Genomic DNA, 13,965 nt, shown 5'->3' with positions numbered 1-13,965 from the left:
GGGGCTTTCACCGGAATCGTAGAGCTGGAGATCACCTGAAGAACAGGTGGACGAACCCCTTGTCGGATCGTTCAACAATCCCTAGCTTGTGGTGGGCGCGCGGCGCACTTCCCCGCCCCGCGCGCCCACCCCGGAAGAGCCGCACCCGTCCCGGAAGCCACCCGCCCGAACCTCCGCACCGTCCCCGCACCGCCCGCCCCACCGCTCGCTCTCCGCTGCCCGGTCGGCGGCCCTCCCTCCCGCGAGGTGCAGATGAGTACGACCCGCTCCCCCAAGTCCCCCCGCCCTCCCGGGCCCGGCGCGGCCGGCGGCTCCGAGGCCGCCGCCCCCGACGGCGGTGGTGGCGCGTTCGGCTGGCTCCGCGACCTGGGGCCCCGGGGCCGGCGGGCCTTCGCCGGGGCGTTCGGCGGATACGCGCTGGACTCCTACGACTTCTTCGCGCTGCCGCTCGGTATGGTCGCGATCGCCGCCCACTTCGGACTCAGCACCGGTCAGACCGGTCTGCTCACCACCGTCACCCTGGTCGTCTCGGCGGTCGGCGGGGTGCTCGCCGGCATCCTGGCCGACCGGATCGGCCGGGTGCGGGCGCTGATGATCACGGTCATCACCTACGCCGTCTTCACCGTGGCCTGCGGCTTCGCCCCCAACTACGGGACTCTGCTGGTCTTCCGCGCTCTCCAGGGCGTGGGCTTCGGCGGCGAGTGGGCGGTGGGCGCCATCCTGGTCGCGGAGTACGCCTCCGCCCGGCACCGGGGCCGTACGCTCGGCGCAGTGCAGAGCGCCTGGGCGGCCGGCTGGGCGCTCGCGGTGGTGGCCTACACCCTGGTCTTCCGCTTCGTGGACGAGTCCAGCGCCTGGCGCGTCCTCTTCTGGACCGGCGCGCTGCCCGCACTGCTCGTCGTCTATGTACGGCGGAACGTCGAGGACGCCCCGAAGGCCACCGAGGCACGGGCGAACAGCGCCGGGCGGGGTTCGTTCGCCGCGATCTTCAGGCCCGGGAGGGCCGGGCTGCTGCGCACCACTCTCTTCGCGGTGCTGCTCTCCACCGGCGTCCAGGGCGGCTACTACACGCTCGCCACCTGGGTGCCGACCTATCTCAAGACCGACCGGGGGCTGACCGTCGTCGGCACCGGCGGCTATCTGGCCTTTCTGATCTCCGGCGCCTTCATCGGCTATCTGACCGGCGGCTGGCTCACCGACCGGCTGGGCCGGAAACGCAACATCGTGATCTTCGCGGTGCTCTCCGCCGTCTGCATCCTCGCCTACACCAACATCCCGGCCGGGGCCGACGGTCTGGTGCTGGTGCTCGGCTTCCCGCTCGGCTTCTGCATGTCGGCCATCTTCAGCGGCTTCGGCTCGTTCCTCGCGGAGCTGTACCCGACCGCCGTGCGCGGCACCGGGCAGGGCTTCACCTACAACACGGGCCGGGCCGTCGGCGCGTTCTTCCCGACCGCGGTGGGCTTCCTGGCCGACAGTTGGGGAGTGGGCGGGGCGCTGGTCTTCGGCGCGGTCGGTTACGGCATCGCGGTCCTGGCCCTGCTGGGGCTTCCGGAGACCCGCGGCCGGGAACTCGTCTGACCCGCCCGGGCCCCGCACTCCGCCTCGGCCCGGCGACCGCTCCCCGTCCATTCCTGTGTGACCTCGCTCGCCCCGATCCACCCCGCTAGGAGATCTGACGCCATGGACGCGGTGTCCCCGCAGCCGGTTCCGGAACCGATCGACCTCAACGCCGACCTGGGCGAGGGCTTCGGGCGCTGGCGGCTGACCGATGACGCGGGGCTGCTCTCCGTCGTCACCAGCGCCAATGTCGCCTGTGGCTTCCACGCCGGGGACCCGGCCACCATGCGCCGGGTCTGCGCGCTGGCGGCCGAGCGGGGCGTACGGATCGGGGCCCAGGTCTCCTACCGGGACCTGGCCGGGTTCGGCCGGCGCGCCATGGACGTACCGCCGGACGAGCTGGCGGCCGAGGTCGCCTACCAGATCGGGGCGCTCCAGGTGTTCGCCCGGGCGGCCGGCAGCCGGGTCGCGTACGTCAAACCGCACGGCGCCCTCTACAACCGCACCGTGCACGACGAGGAGCAGGCCCGGGCGGTGGTCGAGGGGGTGCTGCTCTGCGGCGAGCCGCTGCCGCTGCTGGGGCTGCCCGGTTCCCGGCTGCACGCGGCGGCCGGGGCGGCCGGGCTGCCGGTGGTCGCCGAGGCGTTCGCCGACCGGGCGTACACCCCCGAGGGCACCCTGGTCCCGCGCCGGGAGGAGGGCGCGGTGCTCACCGACCTGGCGGCGGTGGTGGACCGGGCGGTCGGACTGGCCAGGAACGGCACGGTGACCGCCCGGGACGGCCGCCCGGTGGCGGTACGGGCCCGTTCGCTCTGTCTGCACGGGGACACCGACGGGGCGCTGGAGCTGGCCCGGCGGGTCCGGGCGCGGCTGGCGGAGGAGGGCGTCCGCGTGGAGGCGTTCGTATGACCGGAGCGACGCGCCGGGAGCGGGCCGCCGTCTCCGGCGGATCCGGTACGCCCCCGGCGGCGGACCCGGTGGCACGGCCGGTGGTACGGCCGGTCGGCGCGCACGGGCTGCTGGTGGAGCTGGGGAGCGGCGAGCGGACCCAGGCGCTCCACGCCGAGCTGCTGCGCCGGCGGGCGGACGGCCGGCTGCCCGGGGTGACCGAGATCGTGCCGGCCGCCCGTACGGTGCTGCTCGACGGTGTCGCGGACCCGGACGCCCTGGCGGCCGAGCTGCCCGGCTGGGAGATCGGCCCCCTGCGGACGCGCGAGGAGCCGGTGGTGGAGATCCCGGTCCGCTACGACGGCCCCGATCTGGCCGAGGTGGCCGAGGTCTGGGGGGTGGCCCCGGAGGAGGTCGGGCCGATCCACGCGGACCGGGAGTTCCGGGTGGCGTTCTGCGGCTTCGCCCCCGGCTTCGGCTATCTGACCGGACTGCCCGAGCGGTACGCGGTGTCCCGCCGCACCACCCCGCGCACCTCCGTGCCGGCCGGGTCGGTGGCGCTGGCGGGGGCGTACACGGGGGTCTATCCGCGCCCCTCGCCGGGCGGCTGGCGGCTGATCGGCACCACGGACCTGGCGCTCTGGGACGCCGCCCGGGAGCCGGCCGCGCTGCTGGCGCCCGGGGTGCGGGTGCGGTTCGTGCCGGAGGCGCGGCGGTGAGCGGGGCGGACGAGATCGGGAAGACCGAAGTGACCGGGGCGACCGGAGCGACGGGAGCGACGGACGGCGCGCTCGCTGTCGTACGCGCCGGGGCGCTCACCACCGTGCAGGACCGGGGGCGCCCCGGCCACGCCCACCTGGGCGTGCCGCGCTCGGGCGCCCTCGACCCGTACGCCCACGCGCTGGTCAACCGGCTGGTCGGCAACCCTCCGGACGCCGCCGCCCTGGAGACCACGCTCGACGGCTGCGCGCTGCGCCCGGACCGGGCGGTGACCGTGGCGGTGGGCGGAGCGCCCTGCCCGGTCACCGTGGACGGCCGGCCCGCCCCCTGGGGAGCGGCGGTACGGGTGGCGGCTGGCGCGCTGCTCACGGTGGGCGCCGCGGTACGGGGCCTGCGGTCCTATGTGGCGGTGGCCGGGGGTGTGGCGGCCGAGCCGGTGCTGGGCAGCCGGTCGGCCGACCTGCTGTCGGGCCTCGGCCCGGCGCCGCTGACGAACGGCACGGTGCTGCCGCTGGGACCCGCCCGGGGGCCGGTGCCGCCCGCCGGGCCGGTGCCCTGGCCGGGGCCGCCGGAGGAACTGGTGCTCCGGGTGCGGCCGGGCCCGCGCGACGACTGGTTCACCGACGGGGCGCTGCGCACCCTGGCGACCGCCCGCTACCGGGTGGCGGCGGCGAGCAACCGGATCGGACTGCGCACCGAGGGGCCGCCGTTGGAGCGGGCCGTCCCGGGCGAGCTGCCGAGCGAGGGCATGGTGCTGGGCGCGGTGCAGGTGCCGCCGGACGGCTGCCCGGTGGTCTTCCTGGCCGACCATCCGACGACGGGCGGCTATCCGGTGATCGCCGTGGCCGAGGCCCGTGATCTGGCGGCGGCCGCCCAGGCGGTGCCGGGCACCCCGGTCCGGTTCGTTCCGCTCGGCCCCGCCGCCCGCCGGCCGCCGGCCCACCCAGGCTGAGGCACGGCAGAACCTCCACAGGCCCGTGGCCACCGCCGTCCTTTCGGGCGGCCGGGCCACGCCCGGGAGGGTCCCGGAGTGAGCCGGCCGGTCGGCCCGGCCCACGATCGGCCCGACCGGCCGGGCGCATGCACGACGGGGGCCGGGCCCAGGCACTCACCCCGCGGGCGTCACCGGTGAAAAGCCGGAGAGCCGGACAGTCGGCCTGTCGGCTTGTCGGCCTGTCGGCCTGTCGGAACAGACAACCTGTCGGACAGACAGACAAACGGCCGGACGGCTTGGCGGACAAGCGGCCGGACAGGCGGACCGCGAGCCGACCGGACGGCGGCCAGTCGGGCAGGCGCGGACCGGGCGAGCAGGCGGCAGGGCAGGGGCGGCCGACTTGCCGGCCGGCGGTCGGCCAGACCGGCGGATCAACCGGCTGCCGAACGGCCGGAACAGGGGCCCAGACAACCGGAACAGGGGTCGGACGGCCGGAACAGGGGCCCGGACAACCGGAACAGGGGCCCAGGGCAGGGGCCCGGACGGCCGGGACGCCGGGCCCCCGCCGGGCTCAGCGGGCGGCCGCGTCCGGGTCGAAGCGGCTGCGTACCGCCGACTGCACCTCGTCCTCCTCGGCGGGATCGGCGGCGAGCCGGCGGAGCCGCTCGGCCACCCGCGCGTCCCCCGTCTCCGCGTGCAGCGCGGCGATCTCCCGGGTGGTCTCCTCGCAGTCCCAGAGGCACTCGACGGCGAAGCCGCTGGCGAAGGAGGGATCGGTGGCGGCGAGGGCACGGGCGGTGCGCCCGCGCAGCTGGGAGGCGGCCGTCTCCCGGTAGATGTGCCGCAGCACGGGGGCCGCGCAAGCGATCCCGAGCCGGCCGGCGCCGTCGACCAGCGGATAGAGCGCGGCGGCGTCGGGGCCCTCTTCGCGTACGGCCTTGCGAAGAGCGCCGAGCACCAGTCCGGCGTCCCGGGCGGTGCCCCGGCAGGCCAGCGTCCGGGCGGCCGAGGCACCGAGCGCGCCGGGCCGGTGCGCCCAGCGGCGCGCCCGCTCGATCGCGGCCTCGCCGCACATGCGCTCGAAGGCGGCGACCGCGGCCTCCGCGACGGTACGCGAAGGGTCACCGGCGGCGGTCTCGATGAGGTCCAGCGCCTCCGGGTCCCCGCTCCCGGCCAGATGGTGCAGGGCGGCGCAGCGGGCGCCGTCGGGGCCGGTGCGCGCCGTCCGGACGAGCAGCGGCCGGTCCTCGGGGGTGGCCACGGCGGTGAGGCAGCGGGCGGCGGGGGCGTACAGCTCGGTGCCCCGCTCCAGCCCGTCCTGCGCCCAGTCCAGGATCGCCCGGACGCTCCAGCCGGGGCGCGGCCCGGCGGGTCGCAGCTGCCGCTGCCAGCGGTCGAAGGAGCCCTGCTCCCGGGCGGCCCGCACCCGGGCGCCGACCTCCTCGCGCGGGTCCTCGGCCCACAGCCGCCAGGGGCGCGGTTCGAAGGCGTCGCGGACGGTGGCGGCCAGCTCGGCGTCGCCCTCGGGGGTGCGCGGGAACCGGCCCAGCACGGGCGCGGCGAGGGCGCGCAGCCCGGCGTCGTCGTCGCGCAGCGCCAGTTCGTCCAGCGCCCAGGCCCAGTTGGTGCCGGTCGCCGCGTACCGGCGGAGGAGCAGCAGGGCGTCCTCGCGGCCGTAGGAGGCGAGGTGGCCGAGGACGGCGAGGGCGAGCCCGGTCCGGGACTCCTCGGGCTCCAGCACGTCGGCGGCGCAGAACAGATGGGCCTCGATCTCGCCGAGCCCGCCGTGCAGGTCCAGATAGAGGCGCGCGTAGTAGAGAGAGCGGTTCTCCACCTGCCAGTCCCGGCGGGGGTCGCCGGTGACGCAGTGGGCGAGGGCCGCCAGCGCCTCCGTGCGGGGCGCCGCGAGCGCGTGCAGGGTGCCGTCGCCGCGGCCCCGCTGCAGCAGGCCGAGCAGGGTGCCGCTCGGCGCTATGACTGGTTCGAACATGGGAATGGCCTCACATCAAGCTGTCGACGCAACCGGGGGGTGACCGGGGATCGGTGGGTGCCTAGGCCGCGCAGCAACATGTGAAGCCGCTCGTCGTCTTCCGCTTGGTGTCGACCATCGTTCTCTGCCTCTCATCAGTGGCCCGATACGGGCCTGGCGCCATGATGACCCACCCCCATTCGCCATCGCGACCACATTTACGACGCCGTTCCCACCTGGCGTCAAGCCCCCGTTCACCTGCCGGCGAACAACTCCAGCAGTTCCGTCTTCCCGAACATCCGGGCCGTCTCCACGGCAGACGGAGTGCCTGCCTCCGGATCGGCTCCACCGGCCAGCAGGGCACGGATCACGGCGCCCTCGCCCTTGAAGACGGCTCCGGCGAGCGGCGTCTGGCCGCGGTCGTTGGCGCGGTCCGGGTCGGCGCCGCGGGCCAGCAGGACCGCCACCGCGTCGGCGTGCCCGTGATAGGCGGCGAGCATGACGAGCGAGTGCCCGTGCTCGTTGGTGAGGCCGGCCGGAGCACCGGCGTCGAGATACGCGGCGAGCGTCCCGGCGTCTCCGGCGCGGGCCAGGTCGAAGATCTTCGCCGCCAGCCGGACGACGTCCTCGCCGGGGGCTTCGTCCGGGACTTCACCCCAAACCTCGCCGGGGCCCGCACCGGGTACACCGACAGGTGCACCGGGCACACCGCCGGGAGCGTCGCCGGGCGTCCGGGGCTGCTCGCTCATCGGTCTGACCGCCTTTCCTGTGGTCGCACATCGTTCTCTCCGGCTGCCCGGCTGCCCCGGGTTGCCCGCGCCCCGTCGCAGCGGCCGGGGCCCGGGCGGGGCCGCCGGAACGGCCCTGGCCGCGCACTGGTCGTCCTGATCGTGCCCGGTCCTGCCTGGCCTTGACGGTCGCGCCTGATGCACGGCCGTACGAGTGAACCGTCAGGGTACTGCCCGGTCCGGGACATGACCCGGCCCGGCGGCGGCAATGGATTCTCCGGCCCGGCCGGTTCGCGCCGGCGTCACACGGCCGGGGGCGTCCTGGGGTCGCGACACGTCCACCAGTGAGGTGAAAAGCCGAGAAGTTCACCCATTCGCACCTTTTGTCACATAGGCACTTGTAGTGAGATTGGAAGTACTCAAGGTGACCGTCCCCTCACCCAGGAGAAGTCATGATCCTTTCCATCTCAGGTGTGATCCTGCTCGGCATCATCGTCTTCCTCTTCTTCAAGAAGGACGGCCTGAAGGCGTCCCACGCCCTGGTGTGCGCGCTCTTCGGGTTCTACCTCGCGGGCACCGCGATCGCCCCGAGCATCACGGCCGGCGGGGCGAGCCTGGCCGGCCTGCTGGGCGGAATCAACTTCTGAGGTCCCCCGGTCCCTTCCCTCACTCCAGGAGTACGACGTGGCCCGGCGCCCACTCCCCCGCATCCTGAGCAGTGGCGGCGACCGGCTCGTCCGCGGCAAGGAGCTCGCGCGCACGGCCGCCGACGGCGCCACCGACGTCCTCCATCCGCTGATCACGGTCGGCCGGGGCCTGCGCAAGCTGGCCGCGGCCGGACGTGCCCGGTGGGCCGCGACCCCCAGGGAGCGGCGCGGTCCGACGCTGTTCATGGTGGCGGTCTGCGTCCTGGCCGTCGCCCTCGTCCCGTACGGGCCGATGCTGGCCCTGGTCGCGGTGATGGGCGCGGCGGCCTGGCAGGGGCGCGGCCGGCCGGCCGCGAAGACCGGGCCCGACGCGGCGGAGACGGAGCGGCTGAAGGGGCTGTACGAGGCCCTGGTGCCGTACTTCTCCGTGCCCGAGGACCCCAGCCCGCTCTTCACCCACGGGGGCGACTGGACCGGCCCGTTCAGCGACTACGCGTTCGACGGCGACGGCCGGCCGAGCCGGCTGCGCATCGCCTACCCGGCCTATTTCGCCGACGGCGAGCCGGCCGCCCGGGCCCGGATCGAGCAGTTGCTGCACGCCAAGTCCGGACGCGGCCGGGAGTACCTCTTCGACTGGGACGAGGAGGGCAACCGGCTGCTGATGAGCGTGCTGCCGCCGCTGCCCGTCACCGTCGCGGCCCAGCGCTTCGTCACCGCCCCCGGCGAGACGGTGCTCGGCTTCACGGACGACGGCGCGGTGCCGCGCACGGTCCCGGTGCGGGACGGGGAGACCACCCGGGACGCCCCGCCGGTCGTCTGGCGCACCGGCCCGCGCTCGACCGAGCCCCATCTGCTGGCGATCGGGCAGCCCGGCGGCGGCACCACCACCCTGCTCCGGTCCATCGCCCTCCAGGCGCTCCACCACGGCGGGGACGTCCTGGTGGTGGACGGCGGTGGCAGCGGTGAGTACGCCTGCCTGGCCGGGCGCCGGGGCGTGCTGTCCGTGGAGAGCGCGCCCGGCGGGGCACTGGCCGTCCTCGAGTGGGCGGCGCAGGAGACCGAGCGGCGGCTGATCGCGGCCAACCAGGCGCGGCAGGCCGGGCAGCAGGCGCCGGAGGACACCCGGCGGCCGCTCTGGATCCTGGTGGACCGGCCCGCCGTCCTGGGGCACCTGGCGGCGGCCGACGGGCGGATCGACCCGCAGGAGCTGCTGCGGGTGCCGCTCCAGCACGGCCGGGGCGCGTATGTGACGGTCGTGGTGGCCGAGCACTTCGACGCGGCCGAGGCACTGAGCGAGACGGTACGCGGCCACACCCGGGCCCGGGTGGTGCTCGGCGCCGCCCCGGCGGAGCTGATGGCGCCGGTCCTCGGGGCGGGCCCGCACACCACGCCGACGCCCGAGGTGCCGCCCGGCCGGGGCTATGTCCGGCTGGGCGCCGGTCCGGTGCTGCGGCTCCAGGTGCCGGCCACGCCCGACCCGTACGACGAGACGACTCCCGTGCCCCACCGGCAGGCCGTGGCGGAGCTGCTGCCCGAGCGCCAGGGCGCCGCCCCCGCGAGTGCCCCCGCCGCCGCCCCGGCGGTGCCCCCGATGCCGGAGACGCCGCCGGCGCCCGGCCAGGCACCGCCGCCCGTCTCCCTCCTCACCGGCGAGTTCCCGCCGGCCGGCAGCGGCCGTCTCACCCCGGGCTGACCGGTCCGGCGCACACCGCGGCGGCCCCGGCCGGCACCCCGCCGCCCGGGGCCGCGCCGTACCTCCCCCGGGGCCGTCGTACGCCTCCGGTCCCCGGGACCCGCCGTGCGCACCCCGGCTCCCCGGGTCCGTCGTACGCGCCCGGCTCCCGCCCCCGCTCAGGCCACGAAGGTCCGGGGCGGTTCGGCCGTGCCGGCGACGGCGCCCGCCGCCACCAGCCGGGTGGCGGCCGCGAGCCGTACCGCCGCCTCGTCGGCCACCGCGCCGCCGACGGTGAACGGCAGCCGTACGTACCCCTCGAAGGCACCGTCCACCCCGAACCGCGGCCCCGACGGCACCCGGACGCCGACCCGCTCGCCGACCTCGGCCAGCCGGGAGCCGGAGAGCCCGCCGGTGCGCACCCAGAGCGTCAGCCCGCCGCGCGGCACCTCGAACTCCCAGTCGGGGAGCTCCCGGCGCACCGCCGCCACCAGCGCGTCCCGGTTGTCGCGCGCCTGGGCCCGGCGCAGCGCCACGGCCTCCGTCCAGCCTCCGGTGCGCATCAGCCAGTTGACGGCCAGCTGCTCCAGGACCGGGGTGCCGAGGTCCGCGTAGGCGCGGGCGGCCACCAGTGAGCGGATCACATCGGGCGCGGCCCGGACCCAGCCGATCCGCATCCCGGCCCAGAACGCCTTGCTGGCCGAGCCCACGGTGAGCACCGTGCTGCCCGCCGGGTCGAAGGCGCAGACCGGGCGGGGCATCTCCAGGCCCTCGTCCAGGTACAGCTCCGACATGGTCTCGTCCACCACCAGCACCGTCCCGGCCGAGCGGGCGGCGTCCACCAGCCGGCGCCGCTGGTCCTCGTCCGCGAGCGCGCCGGTGGGGTTGTGGAAGTCGGCGACGACATAGGCGAGCCGGGGCGCGGCGTCCCGGAGCACCTGCCGCCAGCGCGGCAGGTCCCAGCCGGACAGCCGCTCGGCCATGGCGACCGGCACCAGCCGGGACCCGGCCTCCCGCATCAGCTGGAGGATGTTGGCGTACGACGGCGACTCCACGGCGATCCGCTCGCCCCGTCCGGCGAAGAGATGACAGATGGCGTCGATGGCCCCCATGGCGCCGGTCGTCACCATGATCTGCTCCGGCATGGTCGGGATGCCCCGCTCGGTGTACCGGTCGGCCAGCGTCTGGCGCAGCGCGGGCAGGCCCGCCGGGTAGTCGCCGTGGGTGTGGGCGTACGGCGGCAGCTCCTCCAGGGCACCCTGGAAGGCCCGGCTCAGCCAGGGTTCGGGCGCGGGCAGCGCGGCGCAGCCGAGGTCGATCATGGAGCCCAGCGACTCCGGCGGCAGCGGCTCCAGGCCCCGCGCGGGCAGGGGGTTGCCGGCCGGTACGGCGGTCCAGCTGCCCGCGCCGCGCCGGGACTCCAGGAACCCCTCGGCGCGCAGGGCCTCGTAGGCGGCGGCGACGGTGGTACGGCTGACCGAGAGCGCCAGGGCGAGTTCGCGCTCGGCGGGCAGCCGGGCGGCGACCGGGACGCGTCCTTCCAGCACCAGCAGCCGGATGCCGTCGGCGAGCGCCCGGTAGGCGGGCGGCTTGCGGGTACCGGGGCCGGCCGGCCGGGGCTGCTGGGCCTGGAGCTGCCGGGCGAGCTGAGCGGGGCCCACTGCCGAAGTCCACTGCGTCATGGAAATCAGTCCACCTTCCCCGGATTGGCCATGGTTGGCGGCCAATCCGCTCCCACAGAGTGACATGAGCCAGTCCACTACCACCACTTCGGGGGTCGCTGTGTCCCACCCTTCCCGGGCGTCCGTCCCCTCCCGGGCGTCCGTCCTCTTCCGTCTCTCCGGTGGCCGGCTCCCCCGCCGGCTGACCCAGCTGTACGCGGGGCTGGCCCTCTACGGCCTCAGCTGCGCGCTCATGGTCCGCGCCGATCTCGGTCTGGACCCCTGGGACATGTTCCACCAGGGGCTGTCGGAGCTGACCGGGCTGACCATGGGCACCGTGACGACCCTGGTGGGGGTGCTGGTGCTGCTGCTGTGGATCCCCCTCAGGCAGCGGCCGGGACTCGGCACCGTCTCCAATGTGCTGGTGATCGGGGTCGCGATGGACGGCGGCCTGGCACTGCTCCCGTCCCCGTCCGCCCTGGTGCCCCGGATCGGCCTGCTGGTCGCGGGGGTGCTGCTCAACGGCGTGGCCACCGGGCTCTACATAGCCGCCCGCTTCGGCCCCGGGCCCCGGGACGGGCTGATGACCGGGCTGCACCGGGTCACCGGGCGGTCCATCCGGCTGGTCCGTACGGTGATCGAGGTGACCGTCGTGGTCACCGGCTTCCTGCTCGGCGGCGCGCTGGGCGCCGGCACGGTGCTCTACGCCCTGTCCATCGGCCCGCTGGCCCAGTTCTTCCTGCGCGTCTTCGCCGTCCCCGGGGAGGAGAGCGCCCCGGCCGCCGCGGTCGCGGCCGGCGGGCCGAAGACCCCGGAGCCGGCGGCCGGAGGACCGGGGCTCACCGGGGAGGCGGCGGCGGAACCGGAGGGGGTGGCCGGGGAGCGGCCGGCAGGGGCGATACTGCGGCGGTGAGCCGCATATCCCCCCGCCACCCCTATCTCGACCATCCCGGCCCCCTCGCCTTCGCCCACCGGGGCGGGGCGGCGGACGGCCTGGAGAACACCGCGGCGGCCTTCCGCCGCGCCGCCGCGCTCGGCTTCCGCTACTTCGAGACCGATGTGCACACCACCGCCGACGGCCGGCTGGTGGCGTTCCACGACACCACCCTGGACCGGGTCACCGACGCCCGCGGCCGGATCCGGGACCTGCCCTGGAGCGCGGTGCGGCGGGCCCGGGTGGCGGGGCGGGAGCCGCTGGCGCTCTTCGACGAGCTGCTGGAGGAGTTCCCGGAGGCCCGCTGGAACGTCGACCTCAAGGCGGAGGCGGCGCTCGCCCCGCTGATCGGCCTGCTCCGCAGGACCGGCGCCTGGGACCGGGTGTGCGTCGGCTCCTTCGACGAGGGCCGGGTGGCGCGGGCCCAGCGGCTGGCCGGCCCCCGGCTCGCCACCTCCTACGGCGTCCGGGGCGTGCTCGGACTGCGGCTGCGGTCGTACGGGCTGCCGGTCCCGCTGCGTGCCGGGGCGGTCGCGGCCCAGGTGCCGGAGACCCAGTACGGCGTCCCGGTGGTGGACCGGCGCTTCCTCGCGGCGGCGCACGCCCGGGGGCTCCAGGTCCATGTGTGGACGGTGGACGACCCGGAACGGATGGCCGCGCTGCTCGATCTCGGCGTCGATGGCATCATGACCGATCGTCCGGAAGTGCTGCGCTCGGTCCTGGCCGACCGGGGCGTCTGGAGCTGATCCACGCTCGGTCCCCTGGCCGAACAACCACAGGCGGACAGACGGACCGGCGAATGGACGAGCAGACGGACAGACGGACAGTCCACAGTCGAATAAAGGGGGGCGGGGATGACCGAGACCACCGGCCGGACCGCCGGAGCCGGGGGCGGCGAGAACCCGGGAGCCGCCACGGACTCCGGGAGTCCGGCGCCGGCCGACCGGAAGCGCGAGCAACGGGGCTGGTACTTCTACGACTTCGCCTGCTCCGTCTACTCGACCAGCGTGCTGACGGTCTTCATCGGCCCCTATCTGACCTCGGTGGCCCGGGCCGCCGCCGACGCCGACGGCTATGTCCACCCGCTGGGCATACCGGTACGGGCCGGGTCGGTCTTCCCGTACACGGTCTCGGTCTCGGTGGTCCTCGCGGTGCTGCTGATGCCGCTGGCGGGCGCGGCGGCGGACCGCACCGGCCGGAAGAAGCCGCTGCTCGCGGTCGCGGCGTACACCGGCGCGGCGGCCACCACCGGGCTGTTCCTGCTGGACGGCCGGCGGTATCTGCTGGGGGCGGCGCTGCTGATCGTGGCCAATGCCGCGCTCGCCGTCTCGATGGCGCTCTACAACGCCTTTCTGCCCCAGATCGCCGCGCCGGAGGAGCGGGACACCGTCTCCTCGCGCGGCTGGGCGTTCGGCTACACCTCGGGCGCGCTGGTGCTGGTGCTGAATCTGGTCCTCTACACCGGCCACGCCTCCTTCGGGCTGTCCGAGTCCGACGCGGTGCGGATCTGCCTGGCCTCGGCCGGGCTCTGGTGGGGCGCCTTCGCCCTGGTGCCGCTGCGCCGGCTGCGCGACCGCCGGCCGGCCTCCGGCGGCGAGGGCGCGGTCGGCTCCGGCTGGCGCCAACTGGCCGCCACGCTCCGGGACATGCGGCGCCATCCGCTGACCCTCGCCTTTCTGCTGGCGTACCTGATCTACAACGACGGGGTACAGACGGTGATCTCCCAGGCGTCGGTGTACGGCTCCGAGGAACTGGGTCTTGACCAGACGACGCTGATCACCGCCGTACTGCTGGTGCAGCTGCTGGCGGTGGCCGGGGCGCTGGCGATGGGGCGGCTGGCCCGCTCGTACGGCGCCCAGCGGGTGATCCTGGGCTCGCTGGCGGTCTGGTCGCTGATCCTGGCGGCCGGCTATCTGCTGCCGGCCGGTTCGCCGGTCTGGTTCTACGCGCTGGCGGCGGCGATCGGGCTGGTGCTGGGCGGCAGCCAGGCGCTGTCCCGGTCGCTGTTCTCGCAGTTGGTGCCGAGCGGCAAGGAGGCGGAATACTTCTCCGCGTACGAGATGAGCGATCGCGGGCTGAGCTGGCTGGGGCCGCTGGTCTTCGGGCTGGCGTACCAGCTGACCGGAAGCTACCGGGACGCGATCCTCTCGCTGCTGGTCTTCTTCGCCCTGGGATTCGTCCTGCTGGCGCGGGTCCCGGTGCGGCGTGCGGTGGCCGCCGCGGGGAACCCGGTACCCGAGCGGATTTAGACGGGG

At 75.5% G+C, this 13,965-nt stretch carries 12 protein-coding genes; 9 read left to right on the top strand and 3 right to left on the bottom strand.

Annotated features, from left to right (window positions below):
* Positions 1 to 252 precede the first annotated feature (252 nt).
* From NX801_RS28775 to NX801_RS28760, 4 genes are all read left to right on the top strand, one after another.
* A complete protein-coding gene (locus NX801_RS28775) occupies positions 253 to 1,578 on the top strand; it encodes an MFS transporter (RefSeq protein WP_258790881.1) in 1,326 nt (441 codons plus the stop codon).
* Positions 1,579 to 1,680: 102 nt separating this feature from the next.
* Entirely contained in the window at positions 1,681 to 2,466 is a 786-nt protein-coding gene (locus tag NX801_RS28770) for a LamB/YcsF family protein (protein WP_258790880.1), read from the top strand.
* Positions 2,463 to 3,164, top strand: a complete 702-nt coding sequence (locus NX801_RS28765; RefSeq protein ID WP_258790879.1) for a 5-oxoprolinase subunit B family protein — start codon at positions 2,463 to 2,465, stop codon at positions 3,162 to 3,164. Before NX801_RS28770 ends, NX801_RS28765 begins: the two co-directional genes overlap by 4 nt.
* Positions 3,165 to 3,193: 29 nt before the next feature.
* On the top strand, positions 3,194 to 4,117 hold the full coding sequence (locus NX801_RS28760) for a 5-oxoprolinase subunit C family protein (protein ID WP_258790901.1): 924 nt from the start codon (positions 3,194 to 3,196) through the stop codon (positions 4,115 to 4,117).
* Between the two features lie 553 nt (positions 4,118 to 4,670).
* Here NX801_RS28760 and NX801_RS28755 read toward each other — a convergent pair.
* The gene (locus tag NX801_RS28755) at positions 4,671 to 6,089 is read right to left on the bottom strand and encodes a HEAT repeat domain-containing protein (protein ID WP_258790878.1); all 1,419 of its coding nucleotides are present in this window, start codon (positions 6,087 to 6,089) and stop codon (positions 4,671 to 4,673) included.
* Between the two features lie 233 nt (positions 6,090 to 6,322).
* The gene (locus NX801_RS28750; RefSeq protein WP_428986262.1) at positions 6,323 to 6,817 is read right to left on the bottom strand and encodes an ankyrin repeat domain-containing protein; all 495 of its coding nucleotides are present in this window, start codon (positions 6,815 to 6,817) and stop codon (positions 6,323 to 6,325) included.
* A 431-nt stretch (positions 6,818 to 7,248) separates the two neighbouring features.
* On the opposite strand from NX801_RS28750, the gene NX801_RS28745 reads away from it, so the two are divergent.
* Together NX801_RS28745 and NX801_RS28740 are read left to right on the top strand one after the other, a co-directional pair.
* Positions 7,249 to 7,443, top strand: a complete 195-nt coding sequence (locus NX801_RS28745; protein ID WP_258790877.1) for a hypothetical protein — start codon at positions 7,249 to 7,251, stop codon at positions 7,441 to 7,443.
* Between the two features lie 37 nt (positions 7,444 to 7,480).
* Complete coding sequence (locus NX801_RS28740) at positions 7,481 to 9,136, top strand: hypothetical protein (RefSeq protein WP_258790876.1); 1,656 nt, start codon at positions 7,481 to 7,483, stop codon at positions 9,134 to 9,136.
* A gap of 158 nt (positions 9,137 to 9,294) precedes the next feature.
* Here NX801_RS28740 and NX801_RS28735 read toward each other — a convergent pair whose 3' ends face one another.
* Positions 9,295 to 10,797 (bottom strand): SCO1417 family PLP biosynthesis transcription factor, encoded by a 1,503-nt coding sequence (locus NX801_RS28735; RefSeq protein ID WP_258790875.1) that lies wholly within the window; start codon positions 10,795 to 10,797, stop codon positions 9,295 to 9,297.
* A gap of 64 nt (positions 10,798 to 10,861) precedes the next feature.
* Between NX801_RS28735 and yczE the strand changes: the two genes are divergently transcribed.
* The 3 genes from yczE to NX801_RS28720 all read left to right on the top strand — a co-directional run bounded on the left by yczE (position 10,862) and on the right by NX801_RS28720 (position 13,959).
* Positions 10,862 to 11,689 (top strand): membrane protein YczE, encoded by an 828-nt coding sequence (yczE, locus tag NX801_RS28730; protein ID WP_258790874.1) that lies wholly within the window; start codon positions 10,862 to 10,864, stop codon positions 11,687 to 11,689.
* Between the two features lie 5 nt (positions 11,690 to 11,694).
* A complete protein-coding gene (locus tag NX801_RS28725) occupies positions 11,695 to 12,456 on the top strand; it encodes a glycerophosphodiester phosphodiesterase family protein (protein ID WP_258790899.1) in 762 nt (253 codons plus the stop codon).
* Between the two features lie 108 nt (positions 12,457 to 12,564).
* On the top strand, positions 12,565 to 13,959 hold the full coding sequence (locus tag NX801_RS28720) for an MFS transporter (RefSeq protein WP_258790873.1): 1,395 nt from the start codon (positions 12,565 to 12,567) through the stop codon (positions 13,957 to 13,959).
* Positions 13,960 to 13,965 lie beyond the last annotated feature (6 nt).

This window comes from Streptomyces pyxinae (genome assembly GCF_024756275.1).
Taxonomy (GTDB): Bacteria; Actinomycetota; Actinomycetes; order Streptomycetales; family Streptomycetaceae; genus Streptomyces; species Streptomyces pyxinae.
Note: the sequence above shows the minus strand (reverse complement) of the source record. Positions and strands in the feature narration are given on the sequence as shown.

What these genes read in the sequence shown, in the direction of transcription:
- NX801_RS28775 (WP_258790881.1), top strand. Translation starts at nt 253, where the DNA reads ATGAGTACGACCCGCTCCCCCAAGTCCCCCCGCCCTCCCGGGCCCGGC.
- NX801_RS28770 (WP_258790880.1), top strand. Translation starts at nt 1,681, where the DNA reads ATGGACGCGGTGTCCCCGCAGCCGGTTCCGGAACCGATCGACCTCAAC.
- NX801_RS28765 (WP_258790879.1), top strand. Translation starts at nt 2,463, where the DNA reads ATGACCGGAGCGACGCGCCGGGAGCGGGCCGCCGTCTCCGGCGGATCC.
- NX801_RS28755 (WP_258790878.1), bottom strand. Translation starts at nt 6,089, where the DNA reads ATGTTCGAACCAGTCATAGCGCCGAGCGGCACCCTGCTCGGCCTGCTG.
- NX801_RS28750 (WP_428986262.1), bottom strand. Translation starts at nt 6,817, where the DNA reads ATGAGCGAGCAGCCCCGGACGCCCGGCGACGCTCCCGGCGGTGTGCCC.
- NX801_RS28745 (WP_258790877.1), top strand. Translation starts at nt 7,249, where the DNA reads ATGATCCTTTCCATCTCAGGTGTGATCCTGCTCGGCATCATCGTCTTC.
- NX801_RS28735 (WP_258790875.1), bottom strand. Translation starts at nt 10,797, where the DNA reads ATGACGCAGTGGACTTCGGCAGTGGGCCCCGCTCAGCTCGCCCGGCAG.
- yczE (WP_258790874.1), top strand. Translation starts at nt 10,862, where the DNA reads ATGAGCCAGTCCACTACCACCACTTCGGGGGTCGCTGTGTCCCACCCT.
- NX801_RS28720 (WP_258790873.1), top strand. Translation starts at nt 12,565, where the DNA reads ATGACCGAGACCACCGGCCGGACCGCCGGAGCCGGGGGCGGCGAGAAC.